This is a genomic window from Micromonospora sp. R311 (assembly GCF_056780015.1).
Genome location: NZ_JBSWCE010000027.1, coordinates 75145 through 93218, shown reverse-complemented (window position 1 = coordinate 93218; position 18074 = coordinate 75145). Strand labels below are relative to the sequence as shown.

Annotated in this window: 16 protein-coding genes and 1 pseudogene; 14 read left to right on the top strand and 3 right to left on the bottom strand. The window is 75.0% G+C overall.

What is annotated here, in order from left to right:
* Positions 1-24: 24 nt before the first annotated feature.
* The 3 genes and pseudogenes from AC1WTP_RS22830 to AC1WTP_RS22820 form a co-directional block, all read left to right on the top strand.
* Positions 25-1060: pseudogene (locus AC1WTP_RS22830) on the top strand (ATP-dependent helicase); the annotation flags it as partial.
* A 20-nt stretch (positions 1061-1080) separates the two neighbouring features.
* Positions 1081-3279: a DEAD/DEAH box helicase gene (locus AC1WTP_RS22825; RefSeq protein WP_481651338.1), complete on the top strand. Its 2199-nt coding sequence runs from the start codon at positions 1081-1083 to the stop codon at positions 3277-3279.
* Between the two features lie 76 nt (positions 3280-3355).
* Positions 3356-4315 (top strand): SWIM zinc finger family protein, encoded by a 960-nt coding sequence (locus tag AC1WTP_RS22820; RefSeq protein ID WP_481651303.1) that lies wholly within the window; start codon positions 3356-3358, stop codon positions 4313-4315.
* On the opposite strand, the gene AC1WTP_RS22815 is transcribed toward AC1WTP_RS22820, so the two are convergent.
* Positions 4310-4567, bottom strand: coding sequence for a DUF3040 domain-containing protein (locus AC1WTP_RS22815; protein ID WP_447136897.1), 258 nt, complete (start codon positions 4565-4567; stop codon positions 4310-4312). The two genes, AC1WTP_RS22820 and AC1WTP_RS22815, sit on opposite strands and share 6 nt — an antisense overlap.
* A gap of 503 nt (positions 4568-5070) precedes the next feature.
* Here AC1WTP_RS22815 and AC1WTP_RS22810 point away from each other — a divergent pair.
* The 5 genes from AC1WTP_RS22810 to AC1WTP_RS22790 are packed head-to-tail and all read left to right on the top strand — an operon-like array spanning position 5071 to position 11276.
* A complete protein-coding gene (locus AC1WTP_RS22810) occupies positions 5071-7098 on the top strand; it encodes a DUF1800 domain-containing protein (RefSeq protein WP_481651302.1) in 2028 nt (675 codons plus the stop codon).
* Between the two features lie 8 nt (positions 7099-7106).
* Positions 7107-8486 carry a DUF1501 domain-containing protein gene (locus tag AC1WTP_RS22805; RefSeq protein ID WP_481651301.1) on the top strand — a complete coding sequence of 460 codons (1380 nt, stop codon included), beginning with the start codon at positions 7107-7109 and terminating at the stop codon, positions 8484-8486.
* The gene (locus AC1WTP_RS22800) at positions 8483-9901 is read left to right on the top strand and encodes a ferredoxin reductase family protein (RefSeq protein WP_481651300.1); all 1419 of its coding nucleotides are present in this window, start codon (positions 8483-8485) and stop codon (positions 9899-9901) included. The genes AC1WTP_RS22805 and AC1WTP_RS22800 overlap by 4 nt, the downstream gene beginning before the upstream one ends.
* 9 nt (positions 9902-9910) lie before the next feature.
* Positions 9911-10504 carry an FMN-binding protein gene (locus tag AC1WTP_RS22795; RefSeq protein ID WP_481651299.1) on the top strand — a complete coding sequence of 198 codons (594 nt, stop codon included), beginning with the start codon at positions 9911-9913 and terminating at the stop codon, positions 10502-10504.
* A 49-nt stretch (positions 10505-10553) separates the two neighbouring features.
* On the top strand, positions 10554-11276 hold the full coding sequence (locus tag AC1WTP_RS22790; RefSeq protein WP_481651337.1) for an FAD:protein FMN transferase: 723 nt from the start codon (positions 10554-10556) through the stop codon (positions 11274-11276).
* 660 nt (positions 11277-11936) lie between these two features.
* Here AC1WTP_RS22790 and AC1WTP_RS22785 read toward each other — a convergent pair.
* Both AC1WTP_RS22785 and AC1WTP_RS22780 read right to left on the bottom strand, forming a co-directional pair.
* Positions 11937-12098, bottom strand: a complete 162-nt coding sequence (locus AC1WTP_RS22785) for a hypothetical protein (protein ID WP_481651298.1) — start codon at positions 12096-12098, stop codon at positions 11937-11939.
* Between the two features lie 79 nt (positions 12099-12177).
* Positions 12178-12858 carry a bifunctional DNA primase/polymerase gene (locus AC1WTP_RS22780; protein ID WP_481651297.1) on the bottom strand — a complete coding sequence of 227 codons (681 nt, stop codon included), beginning with the start codon at positions 12856-12858 and terminating at the stop codon, positions 12178-12180.
* A gap of 235 nt (positions 12859-13093) precedes the next feature.
* On the opposite strand from AC1WTP_RS22780, the gene AC1WTP_RS22775 reads away from it, so the two are divergent.
* The 6 genes from AC1WTP_RS22775 to AC1WTP_RS22750 all read left to right on the top strand — a co-directional run bounded on the left by AC1WTP_RS22775 (position 13094) and on the right by AC1WTP_RS22750 (position 17979).
* Positions 13094-14323 (top strand): helix-turn-helix domain-containing protein, encoded by a 1230-nt coding sequence (locus AC1WTP_RS22775; protein WP_481651296.1) that lies wholly within the window; start codon positions 13094-13096, stop codon positions 14321-14323.
* 16 nt (positions 14324-14339) lie between these two features.
* A complete protein-coding gene (locus tag AC1WTP_RS22770; protein ID WP_481651295.1) occupies positions 14340-14921 on the top strand; it encodes a flavoprotein in 582 nt (193 codons plus the stop codon).
* Positions 14922-15017: 96 nt separating this feature from the next.
* Positions 15018-15848, top strand: coding sequence for a Nif3-like dinuclear metal center hexameric protein (locus tag AC1WTP_RS22765; RefSeq protein WP_481651336.1), 831 nt, complete (start codon positions 15018-15020; stop codon positions 15846-15848).
* Entirely contained in the window at positions 15845-16582 is a 738-nt protein-coding gene (locus tag AC1WTP_RS22760; RefSeq protein WP_481651294.1) for a zinc ribbon domain-containing protein, read from the top strand. Before AC1WTP_RS22765 ends, AC1WTP_RS22760 begins: the two co-directional genes overlap by 4 nt.
* A gap of 3 nt (positions 16583-16585) precedes the next feature.
* The gene (locus AC1WTP_RS22755; protein ID WP_481651293.1) at positions 16586-17809 is read left to right on the top strand and encodes a bifunctional RNase H/acid phosphatase; all 1224 of its coding nucleotides are present in this window, start codon (positions 16586-16588) and stop codon (positions 17807-17809) included.
* An 89-nt stretch (positions 17810-17898) separates the two neighbouring features.
* A complete protein-coding gene (locus AC1WTP_RS22750; protein ID WP_355149468.1) occupies positions 17899-17979 on the top strand; it encodes a putative leader peptide in 81 nt (26 codons plus the stop codon).
* Positions 17980-18074 lie beyond the last annotated feature (95 nt).

Genomic DNA, 18074 nt, shown 5'->3' with positions numbered 1-18074 from the left:
CCGGGCGTCGACGAGGGGGAGCACGTGCTGGTCATCCACGGGTTGTGGCTGCCCGGCGACGGCTCGGACGGCGGGCTCGCCGTCTGGGCCGAGGACAGCACCCGGCCGGCCGAGGCGCCCCGCCGGCCCGGCCGCGCCCCGCGGGAGCGCCCGCACCCGTTCGCCGCCGACCACGCCGCGCTCGCCGCCGCGCTGGCCGGGGCCGCCGAGCCGGCCGACCTCGGCACCGCGCTGCTCACCCTGCCCACCCGGGCCGGCGCGCCGCTGGACTCACCGGAGCTGGTCCGGACCGCCGCGGTGGCACCGGCCCGCGGGCCGGTCACCCTCGCCGGCTGGCGGGTCCCCGTCCTGGTGTACGCCCCGGACGCCGCGTGGGCGCTGCTGCGCCGTCCCGAGCTGACGGCCGCGGCGCCCGGCGCCAGCCTGCGCCACCTCGCCGAGCTGGCCGAGTTCGCCGCCGACCTGGTCACCCGTGGCCGGGTGCTGCCCGGCCTCGCCGGCGTCCCCGCCCAGGCGACGGATCCGGCCGGGGCCCCCGGCGCCGACGGTTCCGCCGGGGCCGACCCCGCCGCCCCCGAAAGCGGCGGCCGGGCCCGGGCGGTGTGGCGACCGCTGCTCACCGGCACCGACGCGGCCTGGGCCCGGGCGCTCGCGCTGGCCCTGCCCCCGGCCGCCCGGGCCGTGGTCGAGGTGGACCGGCTCGACCCCGAACCGGACGGAGGCCCGCCGGCCCGGCGCACCCCGGCCGCCCCCGACCGGGACACCGCCGGCCGTCGGTCCGCCGCCGAGTTCGCGCCGGGCACGCTCGTCGCGCAGGCCCTCGACGCGCTCGCCGACGCCGCGGCCCGGGCGGCGCTGGGCGAGATCCGGCTCGGCCGGGGCGTCCGCCCGAACGGCGCGGTGCCGGCCTGGCTGACCGCGCTCACCGGCCGGCGCCGGGACTTCACCGCCGACCCGGCCGCCCTGGACATCCTCCGCGCCGAGCTGGACGCCTGGCAGCGCGACGCCGCGGGCGGCTCGGTGCGGGCCAGCTTCCGGCTGGTCGAGCCGCCCGCCGACGAGATCACCGAGCCGGTCGTCGTGGTGCCCGCCGACCGCACGGCGGCGGTCGGGCAGGGCGGGCGCTGGCGGGTCGAATTCGGGCTCCAGGCGGCCGACGAGCCGAGCCTGCACGTCGACGCCGGGCAGGTCTGGCGGGCCCCGCAGGCGGCGGCTGGCCTGGCCGGCCGGCTGGACAGCCCGCAGGAGACCCTGCTGGCCGAGCTGGGCCGGGCCAGCCGGCTCTGGCCGGAGCTGGACACCGCGCTGCGTACCGCCACCCCGGAGGCGCTGGAGCTGGACGTCGAGGGGGCGCACCGGTTCCTCCGCGAGGGCGCCCCGGTGCTGCACGCCGCCGGGTTCGCCGTGCTGCTGCCCTCCTGGTGGCAGCGTCCCTCGTCGCGGCTGGGCGCCCGGCTGCAGGCGCGCAGCCGGACCGCGCCGGGCACCGTGGCCACCGCCGCCGGCGGGGTCGGGCTGGACGCCCTGGTCGACTACCGCTGGGAGGTGGCCCTCGGCGACCAGCCGCTGACCGCCGACGAGCTGGCCTCGCTGGCCGCGCTGAAGACCCCGCTGGTCCGGCTGCGCGGCCGCTGGGTGGAGCTGGACCCGAAGCGGCTCGCCGCCGGGCTGCGGCTGCTCCGCTCGGCCGGCGAGCTGACCGTGGCCGACCTGCTGCGGCTCGGCCTCTCCGACGCGGCGCAGCCCGACGCGCTGCCGGTGCTGGAGGTGACCGCCGACGGCGCGCTGGGCGACCTGCTCGCCGGTGCGGTGGAGCGGCGGCTCACCCCGCTCGACCCGCCCCCGGGCTTCGACGGCACGCTGCGGCCGTACCAGCGGCGGGGGCTGGCCTGGCTGGCCTTCCTCCAGTCGCTCGGGCTGGGCGGGGTGCTCGCCGACGACATGGGGCTGGGCAAGACGGTGCAGCTGCTCGCCCTGCTCGCCGGGGACCCGCCGACGGCCGGGCCGACCCTGCTGGTCTGCCCGATGTCGCTGGTCGGCAACTGGCAGCGGGAGGCCGCCCGGTTCGCGCCCGGGCTGCGCGTACACGTGCACCACGGCGCCGAGCGGGCCCGGGGGGCGGAGTTCGCCACCGCCGCGCACGACGCGGACCTCGTGCTCACCACCTACTCGGTGGCGGCCCGGGACGCGGTCGCGCTGGCCGGCGTCGACTGGCACCGGGTGGTGCTGGACGAGGCCCAGGCGATCAAGAACGCCGCCACCCGGCAGGCCGAGGCGGTACGCGCGCTGCCCGCCCGGCACCGGATCGCGGTCACCGGCACGCCGGTGGAGAACCGGCTCGCCGACCTCTGGTCGATCATGCAGTTCGTCAACCCCGGGCTGCTCGGCCCGGCGGCCACCTTCCGGAAGCGGTTCGCCGAGCCGATCGAGCGGCACGGCGACGCCGAGGCCGCCGAGCGGCTGCGCCGGATCACCGGCCCGTTCGTGCTGCGCCGGCTCAAGACCGACTCGTCGATCATCTCCGACCTGCCGGAGAAGCTGGAGATGGAGGTGGTCTGCAACCTGACCGCCGAGCAGGCCTCGCTCTACCAGGCGGTGGTCGACGACATGATGGCCCGGATCGAGTCCAGTGACGGGATCGAACGGCGGGGGCTGGTGCTGGCCACCATGACCCGGCTCAAGCAGGTCTGCAACCACCCCGCCCAGTTGCTGCGCGACGGTTCCCCGCTGGCCGGGCGCTCCGGCAAGCTGGCCCGGCTGGAGGAGATCCTCGACGAGGTGCTCGCGGCGGGGGAGAAGGCCCTGCTGTTCACCCAGTACGCCGAGTTCGGCGGCATGCTGCGCGGGCACCTGGCGGCCCGGTTCGGTCGCGAGGTGCTCTTCCTGCACGGCGGGGTGGGCAAGGCCGAACGGGATGCGATGGTCACCCGGTTCCAGTCGCCGGACGGACCGGCGCTGTTCGTGCTCTCACTCAAGGCCGGCGGCACCGGGCTCACCCTGACCGCCGCCAACCACGTGGTGCACGTCGACCGGTGGTGGAACCCGGCGGTGGAGGACCAGGCCACCGACCGGGCGTTCCGGATCGGCCAGCGCCGCCGGGTGCAGGTACGCAAGTTCGTCTGCGCCGGCACCGTGGAGGAGAAGGTGGCCGCGCTGATCGCCGACAAGCGCGGCCTGGCGGAGCGGGTGGTCGGCACCGGCGAGCAGTGGGTGACCGAGCTGTCCACCGCGCAGCTGCGCGAGCTGTTCACCCTGGAGCCCGGGGCGGTGGCGGAGTGAGCGGACGCAGGGCGCGAACCATCCGGCTCGGCGCGGTCGTGCCGCACCCCGCCGCGCGGCCGAGCGGAGCGGCGGCGTGAGCGAGACCGCGAAGGGCAGGTTCGCCGATTACGGCCGCCCCCGCCGGGTGGACGGCGGCCTGCGGGCCCGCAGCACCCGGGGCGCCATCGGCCGGTCCTGGTGGTCGCGCCGCTTCCTGGAGGTGCTGGAGTCGTTCGCGCTCGGCACCCGGCTGACCCGTGGACGGTCGTACGCGCGGGCCGGCCAGGTGGTCCGCCTGGACATCGCCCCCGGCCTGGTCAGCGCGGTGGTGCAGGGCTCCCGAGCCCAGCCCTACCAGGTGCGCATCGCGCTGCCGGCGTTCCCGGCCGCGCTCTGGTCCCGGATCGAGGACGAGCTGGCCGCCCAGGCGTTCTTCAGCGCCCGGCTGCTCGCCGGTGACCTGCCGGCCGAGCTGGAGGAGCTGTTCGCCGCCGCGGGCGGCCCGCTCTTCCCGGCCGGGATCGAGGAGCTGGACCAGCGTTGCGACTGCCCCGACTTCGCGGTCCCGTGCAAGCACCTCGCGGCCACCTTCTACCTGCTCGCCGAGGCGTTCGACGCCGACCCGTTCCAGCTGCTGCACTGGCGCGGCCGGGCCCGGGCCGAGCTGCTCGACCGGTTGCGCGCCCTGCGCGCCGGGGTCGCCGGCGACGCCGCGGCCGGCGCTGGACGGTCCACGCCGGACACCCCGCCCGGCGATCGACCGTCCATGCCGGACGCCTCGGGCGCGACGGCGACGGCCGGACCGGCGGCGGACACTGCGGACGCCCCGGCGGTCGGCGCCGCGCGGGCGGTGGTCGGTCTGCCCCCGGCGCCGCTGGCCGAGACGGTGGACCGGTTCTGGCTGCCACCGGTGCCGCTGCCCGACCGGCCGCCGAGCCTGGCCACCGGGCCGGACCTGCTACTGCGCCAGCTCGGCCCGCCGGCTCCCGCCATCGGCGGGCCGGGGCTGGTGGAACGGCTGCGGCGAGCCTACCGGGCCCTCGGCGGGTCATAGCCAGCGACGCCGGTACCGCCACATCACCGCGGCGTTGGCCAGCAGCACCACCGCGCAGATCGCCCCGGCCAGCCGGCCGGCCAGCACCGTCATCGCCGGCAGCGAGGCCCACAGCACGATGGTCAACAGCATCAGATAACGGCCGCGGCGGGCCCGGGCCCGGGTGTCGAGCCGGGCGAAGAACGCCGGGTCGCTCTCCCGGAGGTGGCGGGTGATCTGCTCGAACCTGCGCTGATCCTCTTTGCTGAGCATGTGCCTTCCCCTCACGCGTTCAGCGGTTCGGCGGCATACCCGCTGCGGCCGCGGCTCACGCTCCCGTCCTGGTGCCACTTTGCCCTCCGCCAAGGTCGGCGCCTCCCGCCGAGGTCGTCGGCGGCGCTCCCACGCCGGAGCCGAACCGCCCCGCGTGACGCGCCGCCCGGACCACCTCAGCTGAGGCTTATCCGCACCTTAAGTTTCGCTGTGCCGTTGAACGGCGCGATAAGCGTCGGGTACGGCGAAAACGTTACGTCGGGGTCGGAGGGTGACGCGTCGGCCCTGCTCCGGGGGTCCGTGGCCGGTGGGGTGGAAATCCCGCCCGGCCCGGCGCCGCTGAGGGCTGTCTTAAGTGCCCTCGCGGGGCCTCCGGGAGCGCCTTGAGGGGCCCGGAGGCCTTGGTTACTTTGCCGTAGCAACCCCCTCAGGCAACAGTCGCCGCACCTCGACCTTCGCTGGTCGCAGCCGTGCCGGCGCTCGGTAGAAATCGGGATTCGTACATGGCCGACCAGAATCTGCCACCACGGCGACCGCGGGACGACCGCGGCTGGGACGCACGACAGCACCCCAGCACCGGATACCGCGATTCGAACGCGTCCACCCCGTACGGTCACCCCTCGCCCCACCCGCAGCAGGAGTACGCGCCGGCCCCGCGGGGACCGCAGTGGGTCGGTCCGGACGGCTTCGGCCAGCAGGTCGTCCCGGCCCGCCCGGCCGGCGCCGGACTGCCCAACCTGGACGACGACGAGGAGCCCGGCCGCCGGGTCGGCCGCCGTAGGGCGCTCGCCACGCTCGGCGGCGCCGCGGTGGTCGCCGGTGGCGCCGCCCTCGCGATGACCCCGCAGGTGCGCAGCCTCTTCGGCGACGAGCCGGTGGGCGACGCGACCGGCACCGCGGTCACCGACGGCACCGCCGCCCGGCCCAGCGGCCAGCAGCCGAGCACCGTGCGCACCTACACGGAGCAGAACGAGAGCTACATGGGCTCCCGGGCCGGCGAGGCGCTGAAGAAGAACGCCCCGGCCGGCGGCCGGACCTTCTCCGGGCCGGCCGCCGCCGCGGCCGAGACCCCGGTGACCGTCAGGACGGTGCTGGCCAAGGACCCGATCCTGCACCTCGCCCGGCGGGCCACCTTCGGCGCCACGCCCCGGGTGGTCGCCGACATCAAGGAGAAGGGGATCGACGGCTGGCTGCGCTGGCAGCTCGACCCGGACAAGATCGCCCCCACCCGGGCCGAGCTGAAGCTCGCCGAGCTGCCCACCCTCAAGCTCTCCACCCAGCAGCTGCGCGACCAGCGCGACCAGCTCAACGAGCGGGGCGCCCAGCCGGAGCGGGAGATGGTGGAGGCCACCGTCGCCCGGCAGATCTGGTCGGACCGCCAGCTGTACGAGGTGATGGTCGACTTCTGGAACGACTTCCTGCACGTGGCCGCGGACTTCGACGGCGGCGAGGTGTACCGGGCCTCGTTCGACCGGGACGTCGTCCGGGCGCACGCGCTGGGCAGCTACCCGGAGATGTTCCTGGCCGCCAACAAGCACCCCGCGCTGCTGCTCTACCTCAACCAGAACGACTCCCGCGCCGATGCGGTCAACGAGAACCTCGCCCGGGAGAACCTCGAGCTCTACACCGTCGGCGTCGACGGCGGCTACACCGAGAAGGACGTCCGGCAGGCCGCCCTGCTGCAGACCGGTCGGGGCGTCAACGACGGCCGGTACGTCTTCCGGCCCGAGCGGCACTACGTCGGCAAGGTGAAGATCCTCGGCTTCACCCACGCCAACAACTCCCGCGACCCGAAGAAGGCCGAGGCGGCCATCGACGCCTACCTCACCTACATCGCGCTGCACCCGTCGACCGCGAAGTATGTGGCGCAGAGCCTGGCCACCCGGTTCGTCTCGGACACCCCGCCGAAGTCCCTGGTGGACCGGCTGGCCAAGACGTACACGGCCAACAAGGGCCGGATCAAGCCGGTGCTGATGACCCTCTTCAGCTCCTCCGAGTTCTGGGCCGCGGTGGGGCAGAAGGTACGCCGGCCGATGGAGTATCTGGTGGCCACCTACCGCACCCTCGGCGTCTCGCCGGAGGCGTCGCCGAAGCACGACAACGGCGACAACAAGCGCACCCCGTTCGCCCGCGGCCTGCGGCAGATCCACGACAAGCTGCGCGAGCTGGGCCAGTACCCGATGGGCCAGCCCACCCCGGACGGTTACCCGGACGTCTACGTCGCCTGGACCTCCGCCGGCACCATGGTCAACGGCTGGAACGAGGCCGGCGACCTGCTGGCCGGCTACCGCACCGAGTTCACGTTCACCCGGCCGGAGAAGCTGGTGGCCAGACCACCGGCCACCGCCGGGGCGTACGTGGACGCGCTGGCCAAGCGGCTGGTGCAGCAGAAGCTCTCCGCCCGGGAGAAGGCACTGATCCTCGGCGTGGCCGGCGTCTCGGTCGACACCAGGGTCGACGCCACCTTCAACGGGGCTGTCGCCGCCGTCGCGCGGGCGATCCTCGCGTCCCCCCAGCACCACCTCCGGTGAGGCATTCGATGGAGAAGACCGTGTACTCGTACCCCCTGCACCCCGAATGCCCCGACCTGCGGCGGCTGGCCGACAACCCGGCCGAGGCGCTGCTGCGCGCGGAGGCCGACATCGTCGCCGCCGAGAACGCCGCCGAGCGGGACCGCTACCGACGGCTGGAGGACCTGGAGGAGGCCCAGCAGGACGGTCGCGGGGTGACCCGGCGCACCTTCGTCGCCGGCGCGGCCGCCACCGCCACCGCGCTGGCCACCGCCCAGTTCGTCACCACCTCGGCGTCGTTCGCCGCCACCAAGACCGGCACCCTGGTCCACGTCTTCCTCTACGGCGGGCTGGACGGGCTGAGCCTGGTCGCCCCGGCCGCCGACCCGGTGCTCGCCAAGGCCCGCCCCGACCTGCTGCTCGCCGACGACTCGCTGGCGGTCGGCCGCGGGTTCAAGCTGACCAGCGCGTTCAAGCCGCTGGAGCCGTGGCTGAAGTCCGGCCAGCTGGGCTTCGTCCCGGCGGTCTCCGACGAGCGGCTGTCCCGCAGCCACTTCCAGGCCGCGGACGCCTGCAACCTCGGCGGCCTGCCCGGCGAGACCGGCGGCCGGGGCTGGCTGGACAGCCTGGTCGACTCGCTCGGCAAGGGCACCGCGTTCCGCAGCGTCGGCATCGGCAGCACGCTGCCCCGCTCGCTGGTCGGCACCAACGGCGCGCTGTCGCTGAACAACGTCGGCTCGCTGCGGCTCAACGGCGACGACCGGTTCCGCGCCGCCACCGAGAAGGCCATCAAGGGGCTCTTCACCGGAATCAACCACCCGGTCGAGGAGGCCGTGCAGTCCGGCCTGGGCGCGCTGGCCACCGCGCAGAAGCTGGCCGCCAAGCCCTACCGGCCGGCCGAGGGCGTGGAGTACGAGGGCGTCGGCCGCGCCTTCCAGCAGCTCGCCCAGCTCATCAAGGGCGGCGCGAACGTCCGGGTGGCCACGGTCGGGATGGGTGGCTACGACACCCACGAGAACCAGGGCAGCCGGTCCGGCGGCCAGCTGCACCGCCGGCTGAACGAGCTGGCCGGCGCGATGGCCGCGTTCTTCACCGACCTCGGCGAGCAGGCCGCCGACGTGACGATCATGGTGTCCAGCGAGTTCGGCCGGCGGGTCGCCTCCAACGGCGGCGGGACCGACCACGGGCACGGCGGGGTGGTGACCATCCTGTCCGGACGCAAGCTGGCCGGCTCGCTGCTCGGCACCTGGAACGGATTGAACGATCTCGACTCCGGCGACGTACCCGAATACAACAACATGTTCAACGTCTACGGGTCCGTCGCGCAGGGTCGGTTCGGGCTCACCAACGCGGAGGTGGAGAAGATCTTCCCCCGGCAGAAGTACGCCCCGATGAAGCTGTACGCGTGACGTACACCCGTACGCACGCCGCCGGCCGCCGCACCGGGACCCCGTCCCGGCACGGCGGCCGGCCGGCTGCGGACGTACCGCCACCGGTGCCGCCGCGGCGCGGACCCGGCGGCCGGCGGCTGCTGGCCGCCCTGCTGGTGGTCGGCCTGCTGGCCAGCGTGCTGCCCTGGTGGCTGGACACCCCGGCCGGCTCGCTGCGCGACTCGGCCGCGACGCTCACCGCGGCCGGCCGGATCACCGGCCTGGTCGCCGGCTACCTGCTGCTGGTGCAGGTGCTGATGATGAGCCGGCTGCCGGTGCTGGAACGGTGGATCGGCGGCGAGCAGCTGGCCCGCTGGCACCGCGACGTCGGCGCCACCCTGCTGGTCGCGGTGCTCGCGCACACCTCGCTGATCGTGGTCGGCTACGCCGGCCTGGAGGACAACTCCGTGCTCACCGAGGCGGGGGTGCTGCTGCGCGACTACGAGGACATGGTCTCCGCGTTCGCCGCCGCCGGCATCATGGTGCTGGTCGGCTTCACCAGCATCCGGGCCATCCGCACCGCGTTGCCGTACGAGCTGTGGCACGCCCTGCACCTGTCCGCCTATCCGGTGCTGCTGCTCGGCTTCGGCCACCAGTTCAGCAACGGCGCGCAGCTGTTCCGCCCCGGCCCGGTGCGCACCTTCTGGATCGCCCTGTACGTGCTGGTGGTCGCCGCCCTGCTCTGGGGCCGGGTGGTCGTCCCGCTGCTGTTCAACCTGCGGCACCGGTTGCAGGTCGCCGACGTGGTCGCGGAGAGCCCGGACACCATCTCGATCTACCTGACCGGTCGCCGGCTGGACCGGATGGAGCTGCTCGGCGGCCAGTTCTTCCGCTGGCGGTTCCTCACCCGGGGCTGCTGGTGGCAGTCCCACCCGTTCTCGGTCTCCGCCGCGGCCAACGGCCGCTGGCTGCGCCTGACCGTCAAGGTGGTCGGTACCCACACCGCCGACCTGCGCGACCTGGACCCGGGCACCCGGGTCTGGGTGCAGGGGCCGTCGGGCACCTTCACCGCCGCGCACCGTACCCGGGAGCGGGCCCTGCTGATCGCCGGCGGCAGCGGGATCACCCCGATCCGCGCGATGCTGGAGGAGCTGCCGCCCGGCGCGGCGCTGATCTACCGCGCCCGCACCCCGGCCGACGTGCTGCTCAGCCGGGAGCTGGACTGGCTGGCCCAGGCCCGCGACGTCTCGGTCTGGTACGTCATCGGCTCCCGCCACGACCCCGGCCCGCGCCAGGTGATGAGCCCGGACGGGCTGCGCCGGCTGGTGCCCGACGTCGTCCGGCGGGACGTCTACCTCTGCGGGCCGCCCGGCCTGGTCGAGCAGTCGCTCCGGGTGCTGCGCCAGGCCGGGGTGCCCCGCCGGCAGATCCACCTCGCCACGTTCGAGTTGTAGGAAGGCAGCATGCGCCGCGCACTCCTCGCGATCACCGGCCTGGCGGCCAGCACCACCGCGATGGTGGTGCTCAAGGGCGGGCCGGACACCACCCAGGTCGCCGCCCAGGGCCGGCCGGTCGACGGGCGGCCGGCGGCTCCCGGCGCCGGTTCGGCACCTCCGCAGGCGCCACCCGGGGCGAAGGACGGGACGCCGGCCGGCAGCACCGCCTCGCCCCGGCCCGCCCGCACCACCACCGCCCGACCCCCGGCGAGCCGGCCCGGCTCCGGCACCCGGGCGCCGTCCGCGCCGAGGACCAGCAGCAAGCCGGCGCAGCCGACCACCCGCACGGTGACCGGGCCGGTGGTGGAGAACGAGTACGGCAACGTCCAGGTGCAGATCACCCTGGCCGGGTCGCGGATCGTCAACGTGGTCGCGCTGGAACTGCCCGAGGAGACGGCCCAGTCCGACCAGCGCAGCGAGCAGGTCGACGACCGCTACAGCGGCAGCTCCGGCGAGGTGGTGCAGCAGCAGAGCGCCGACCTGGACACCGTCTCCGGGGCGACCGCGACCAGCGACTCGTACCGGCAGTCGTTGCAGGCCGCGATCGACCGGGCCGGCTGAGGTGCCGGCCGCGCCGGCCCGGCCCGGGCTGCGCCGGGTCGAGCACGTGATGGGTACGGCGATCAGCCTGGACCTCGCCGACGACCTGCCCGCCGCCGAGCTGGCCGAGCTGGCCGACGGGGTGTTCGGCTGGCTGCGCGAGGTGGACGCCCGGTTCAGCACGTACCGGGCGGACAGCGAGGTGTGCCGGGTGGACCGGGGCGAGCTGCCGGTCGCCGACGCCTCGGCCGACCTGCGGGAGGTGCTGGCCCGCTGCGCGGAGCTGTGGCGCGCCACCGACGGGTTCTTCGACGCGTACGCGACCGGCCGGCTCGACCCGTCCGGCTACGTGAAGGGCTGGGCGGCGCAGGTCGCCTCGGACCGGCTGTGCGCAGCCGGGGCGGTCAACCACTGCCTGAACGCCGGCGGCGACGTGCGGGTGCGGGGGCGGTCGGCGGGCGGGCGGCCGTGGCGGATCGGCGTCCGGCACCCGTGGGAACCGATGGCCACCTGCCTGGTGCTGACCGGCACCGACCTGGCGGTGGCCACCTCCGGGGTGTACGAGCGCGGCCCGCACGTCAGGGATCCCCGGCGGGGCGCGCCGGCGAGCGGCCTGCGTTCGGTGACCGTGGTCGGCGCGGACCTCGGCGTCGCCGACGCGTACGCCACCGCGGTGGTGGCGATGGGCGTCGCCGGCATCGGCTGGTTGGACCGGCTCGCCGGGCACCAGCACGCGATCGTCACCGACGACGGCCGGTTGCTGCACTCGAACAAGCTCCCGCTGGCCGACTGACGCGGCGGACCACGCGCCCATCGCCGCCCCGGACCGGGCGTCTGCCCGGGGCGAGGCGGAGGAAGCTCCTCGTTCCGGTCCCTTTGCTCTGCTTCAGCGGGCGCAGTGGTCGGATCGGGGCGAGGAGGAGGAAGCTCCTCGTTCCGGTCCCTTTGCTCTGCTTCAGCGGGCGCAGTGGTCGGATCGGGGCGAGGAGGAGGAAGCTCCTCGTTCCGGTCCCTTTGCTCTGCTTCAGCGGGCGCAGTGGTCGGATCGGGGCGAGGAGGAGGAAGCCTCCTTCGGGACCCTTTGCTCTGCTTCAGCGGGCGCAGTGGTCGGATCGGGGCGAGGAGGAGGAAGCCCTCCTCCGGGACCCTTTGCTCTGCTTCAACCCGCGCAACGGTCGGAGCCCCAGAGTGCTGCGTGGGTTGAAGCAGAGCAAAGGGCGCGTGGGGTGACTGGTCGCACCCGAGCCCGGATGCGCACCGCCTCGCCCGGTCGAAACGGCCTTCCCGCCCGGCCGAGCACGGCGTCGGCCGGCACGAGCAGGGCGGCCGTCGAGGAGCACGGCGTCGGCCCGGCGCGGGCAGGGCGGCGGCCCGAGGAGGACGGGGCCCGGTGGAGCATGGCGTCGGCCCGGTGGATCACGGCGGCTCGCTCGGCTCGGCGTGACCCCTGTGGTCAGCGGGTCGGGCGGTGGGTGCCGGCGGGTCGGGAGCCGGCGGGCCGGGGCCGGCCCGGTCGGGAGCCGGCGGGCCGGGTGCCGGCCCAGCGGTACGCCGGGCGGCTGTGCCGGGGTGGCTCGGTGCCGTCCGGCTGGCGCGTGGTGTCGTCGGTGGACATGGAACCCCCGCTCCTGGCTGCTGCGCCGTCGCCCTGTGCAACGAGGCGGGGCCGGCCGGCGACGCTGCCCGACCGAGGTTCACATCCCCCGGCGCGGCAGCGGGAGGTGCCCGGGAAGCAGTTCCGAGCTCAACGTCACGCCGGTGGCCCGCAGCGCGTCGATCAGCGCGTTCTGCACCAGGTAGGAGTCGGGCAGCTGCCAGCGGGCCTGTTCGGGCGCGACGGCCCAGCGTACGGTGCCCTCCGGCAGCCGGGTCGGTGGCGCGGGGATCCACGAGCCGGGTCCGTGCCGGACCACGTGGAAGCAGTGGTCCAGCTCCGGCCGGAGCGGGTCACCCGGGCGGACCAGGAACATCCAGCGGCCGGTGGGGGTCACCAGCACCGGCCCGCGGACGCCGACGCCCGCCGGATGGGTCCGCACCGCGTCGAGGACCCGCCGGCCGAGGTGCGCGGCGACCTCCAGCACGTCGAACGCCCGGCCGGTGGGGAGCAGCACGCCGTGCGGCCGGTTCCGCCACCAGGTCGCCACCCGGGCCGGGTCGGCGCTGGCCGCGTGCTCCCAGTTCTCCAGGGCGGGGTGGCAGCCGACGGTGGGGCAGCCGGCACGGCCGCAGACGAACCGGCTCCGCGCCAGGCAGGCGCCCGGGGTCACCTCCCAGCCGTGCAGCGCGTAGCGCACGGCCACCCGGCGCAGCCGCACCCGTTCCAATGGCGACAGTTGGACGACGCGCGGCCCGACGTTCCCCCACATGTGTGCCATCTCCCCTCGGCGGACCCGGTCGGACACCCAGGTCGTATGTCGAACACCGTCACTGCCGTAACCCGCGCTCGTTGGATTGACGAACGGTTGATGCAAGTTGCACGAAAACTATGAGGACTGGCTGTACGGCTGACGTACAGGCTGTGCGACCAGCGAAAACCTGAAAGTGAACGTCGCGCCCGCGGAGGACCACCCGGCACGCCGGCCGGATGGAGGCAAGGGGAGGGATGGGGAGATGGACGAGTTACCCATTGGGCGGCGGGTGGCCTACTGGCGCGGGCGGCGCAAGATGTCGCAGCAGGTCTTCGCGGACCGGCTGGGCAAGTCGAAGAGCTGGGTGGACAAGGTCGAGCGCGGGGTACGCCGGCTGGACAAGTTCTCCGTCCTCTACGAGATCGCCGACATCCTCCAGGTCGACGTGCAACTGCTGCTCGGCAAGGACCCGGAGCGGCGTACCGACGCGTTGAACTGCATCGACCAGGTCGAGGTCCAGGAGATCCGGGCCGCCCTGGAGCGCTACGACGCGATGAGCGCGTACTTCGACGCGGCGCCGCACCCGCCACCGCTGGCCGACATGCGCAAGGCGGTCAACCACGCCTGGCTCACCTACCAGTACGGCCGCTACGGGATGCTCACCCGCGCGCTGCCCAAGTTGCTGCGCGACGCCCAGGCCGCCGACGCCGGCTACCGCGGGGACCAGGCCCGCGAGGCGGCCCACCTGCTCGGGCAGGTCTACCAGATCGCCTCCTCGGTGCTGCGCAAGCTCGGCGAGTGCGACCTGGCCTGGCTGGCCGCCGACCGGTCCATGGCGGTCGCCCAGCGCGCCGACGACCAGCTGCTCGCCGGCATCGCCACCACCCGGGTCTGCAACGCGCTGGTCGCGATGGGGCGGGCCCGGCCCGCGCTGGAACTGAACGTCACCATCGCCAACCGGCTCGCCCCCGGTGGAGGCAACGACGCCTCCCCGGAACGGCTCTCCGTCTACGGCATGCTGCTGCTCCAGGGCGCGATGGCCGCGTCCCGGATCGGCGACTCGGCCACCGTCGACGACCTGCTCAACGGCGCCCAGGAGGCGGCGACGCTGCTCGGCAGCGACCAGAACCACTACTGGACGTCGTTCGGCCCGACCAACCTGGAACTGCACCGGGCGGCCGCGGCCGTCGAACTGGGGGACGGCGGCCGGGCGGTCGAGGTCCACCAGCAGCGCGTCCAGGAACCGGCGTTCAACGCGCTGCTGCCGGAGCGGCGGGCGCACCACCTGCTCGACATCGCCCGCGGCTTCGCCCAGATCGGCGACGTGGCCAACGCCGGGGAGATGCTGCTGCGTGGCGATCGGCTGGCCCCGTCCGAGATCCGCTGCCGGCCGATCGCCCACGAGGTGATGTCCGACATCCTGCGTCGCACACGTGGTGCGCCGCCTTCTCCGATCGCGGAGTTGGCTGAGCACATGGGAGTAGGGGTATGAGCGCGGAGCCGGCCTGATGACCGGCCCGCAGCACACCGGGCGCCGCCAGGTGCTCTACGTCATCGCCTGCGGATCGCCGCTGGCCCGCCACGTCGGCCGGCTCGTGGAGCTGGCCCAGCAGGACGGCTGGGACGTCTGCGTGATCACCACGCCGGACGGCGCGAAGTTCGTCGACCGGGCCGCGCTGGCCCGACAGACCGGTCACCCGGTGCGGAACCGCTACAAGAACCCGGGTGATCCGGACGTCCTGCCGCCGGCCGACGCGATGATCGTCTGCCCGGCCACGGTCAACACGGTCAACAAGTGGGCAGCCGGGATCACCGACACGCTCGCGCTGGGCCTGCTGGTCGAGGCGCAGGGCCAGGGGGTGCCGCTGGTCGCGGTGCCGTTCACCAACGCGGCGATGGCCCGCCACCCGGCGTTCCGCAGCGGCATGGCGCGGCTCGCCGAATGGGGGGTGACGGTGCTCTTCGGCGACCACGTCTTCCCGCTGCACCCGCCCGGGACGGGGGAGCGGCACCTGCACGCCTTCCCGTGGGCACTGCCGCTCAGTGCGGTACGCGACCGGCTCTGCCCGGTCGGCCCCGCCGTGGCCTGAAACATCCGCCGCGCCCGAGCATCCGCCCGGGCCGCCCGGGTACCGGTAAGCTGGCCCGCCGTGAGCACAAGCGCAGTTCCGCCGACCGTCGCCGACGTGGTGGCCGAGCTGGAACGGCGCTACCCGCCGGTCTGGGCGGAGGACTGGGACCGGGTCGGTCTGGTGCTCGGCGAGCCCTGGGCCCCGGCGCGCCGGGTGCTCTGCGTGGTCGACGTGGTGCCCGAGACGGTCGCCGAGGCGCTCGCCGCGGGCGTCGACATGATCGTCGCCCACCACCCGCTGCTGCTGCGCGGGGTCTCCTCGGTGGCGCCCACCACGTACAAGGGGCGGATCGTCCACCAGTTGATCAAGGCGGACGTGGCGCTGTACGTCGCGCACACCAACGCCGACGTGGCCGCGCCGGGCGTCTCCGACGCGCTGGCCGCCCGGTTCGGGCTGACCGGGCTGCGCCCGCTGCACCCGCCCGCGCCCGGCTCGCCCGCGCACGGCGCCGGGCGGGGGATCGGCCGGATCGGTGAGCTGCCGGAGCCGATGACCCTCGCCGAGCTGGCCCGGCACGCCGCCGCCGTGCTCCCGGTCACCGCCTGGGGGGTGCGCGCCGCCGGCGATCCCGGGCGGACGATCCGTACCCTCGCGGTCAGCGGCGGCTCGGGCGATGCCTTCCTGGCCGACGCGACCGCCGCCGGGGCGGACGCGTACCTCACCGCCGACCTGCGCCACCATCCCGCCGGCGAGCACCTCGCCGCCGGCGGCCCGGCCCTGCTGGACGCCGCCCACTGGGCGACCGAACGACCGTGGCTGGACGACCTGGCCGCCCTGCTGCGGGCGACGCCGGGTGTCGAGACGCTGGTGTCCGACCGGGACACCGACCCGTGGACCGTACACGCCGCCCCACCCGCGGTGGACGACAAGGAGCCCCGACCGTGAAGGCTGACCCCCAGGTCCAGCGCCGCCTGCTCGACCTCCAGGCGATCGACACCGCGCTCACCCAGCTCGCCCACCGCCGTCGCACGCTGCCCGAGCGGGCCGAGCTGGAGGCGCTGGCCCGCCAGCTGTCGGCGCTGGAGGACGAGCGCGTCCGCGCCCAGGTGGCGGTCGACGACCTGGACCGGGACATCGCCCGGCTGGAGAAGGACATCGACCAGGTGCGGGCCCGCAAGGCCAAGGACGAGGCGCGGCTCGCCGCCGGCAGCGGCCCGGCCCGGGAGCTGGAGGCGCTCCAGCACGAGCTGGCGTCGCTTAACCGCCGGCAGGGCGATCTGGAGGACGCCGAGCTGGAGCTGATGGAGCAGCGGGAGACCGCACAGGCCGTGCTGGACGACGTGGAGCGGCGCCTGGCCGAGGCCCGCGACCAGCGGGAGGCCACCGAGCAGCGCCGCGACGAGGCGTTGGCCGAGATCGGCAAGGAGGAGGAGTTCAAGCGGTCCGCCCGCCGGCCGCTCGCCGACGACCTCCCGGCCGACCTGATCCGGCTCTACGACAAGATCCGCGAGGACACCGGGCTCGGCGCGGCGCTGCTCACCGCCGGCCGGTGCGGCGGCTGCCGGCTGGAACTCTCCGGCGCGGACCTGGCCCGGATCCGCAAGGCGGACCCGGACGACGTGGTCCGCTGCGAGGAGTGCCGGCGGATCATGGTGCGCACCAACGAGTCCGGCCTGTAGCCGGTGGCGCCGCGCGTGGTCGTCGTCGAGGCCGACGGCGGATCGAGGGGCAACCCCGGGCCGGCCGGCTACGGCGCGGTGGTCCGCGATCCGGACACCGGCGAGGTGCTGGCCGAGCGCTCCGAGTCGATCGGGGTGGCCACCAACAACGTGGCCGAGTACCGGGGGCTGATCGCCGGGCTGGCGGCCGCCGCCGAGCTGGGCGCCGCCGAGGTCGAGGCCCGGATGGACTCGAAGCTGGTGGTCGAGCAGATGTGCGGCCGCTGGCAGATCAAGCATCCCGGGCTACGCCCGCTCGCCGCCCAGGCGGCCGGGCTGGTCGAGCGGTTCGCCGCGGTCCGGTTCAACTGGATCCCCCGGGAGCGCAACCGGCACGCCGACGCCCTCGCCAACGCCGCGATGGACGCCGCCGCCGGCGCCGCGCCGGTGGTCCCGGTCGTCGAGCCGCCGCGCGTGGTGGAGCCGCCGCGCGAGGTCGCCGGCCCCGAGCCGGCGGGCCGGGCGCAGGCCCGCGAGGCGGCCGCCCGCGCCGCCTCGGCGCGGACCACCGGCACCGATCCGGCCACCGCGCCCGCCTCCTGGGAGCCGCGGCCGAGCTTCACCGCCACCCGGTTGATCCTGGTGCGCCACGGCGAGACCGAGTACACCGCGCAGCGCCGCTACTCAGGTCGCGGCGACGTGCCGCTCTCCGAGCGCGGCCGGGCCCAGGCGCGGGCCACCGCCGCCCGGGTGGCCGAGCTGGCGCCGGCCGTCGCGGCGGTGGTCAGCTCCCCGCTGTCCCGGTGTACGGCGACCGCCGAGGCGATCGCCGGGGCGCTCGGCGGGCTGCCGGTGCGCCGCGAGGACGACCTGATCGAGTGCGACTTCGGCGCCTGGGAGGGGCTCACCTTCGCCGAGGTACGCCAGCGGTGGGCCGGCGATATGGACGCCTGGCTCGCCTCCACCCGGGTGGCGCCGCCGGACGGGGAGTCGTTCACGGCGGTGGCCGAGCGCACCCGCCGGGCGGTGGACGCGCTGGTCGAGGCGTACCCCGGGGAGACCGTCGTGGTGGTCTCCCACGTCTCGCCGATCAAGCTGGCGCTGCGGGACGCGCTCGCCGCCGGCGACGCCTTCCTGCACCGGCTCTTCCTGGACGCGGCCGGCATCTCGGTGCTGGACGTCTGGCCCGACGGCGGCGTCGCGGTCCGCACCGTCAACGAGACCGCCCACCTGGCCGAGTTCGCCTGACTCCCAGGAACCGGGACGGTGGTGGAGGCCACCGTGGACGATCCGGGAACTTGTTGACACTCCACCGGCGGCCGTTGAAGATCGGTTTCGTGCGTAGCGTTCACCTGACGAAGCGGGGTCACATCGACCTGCTGCGCGTCGCCAGCGCCGCCTGTCGACGCTCCCTCTGACGCCGGGTTCCACCCTTCCTCGCACGCTGCTGGCGTAACCCCGACGCCGCGGGTCTCCGGCCCTGCGGTGCGTCCGCCTGCGCGCACCCCTCCTC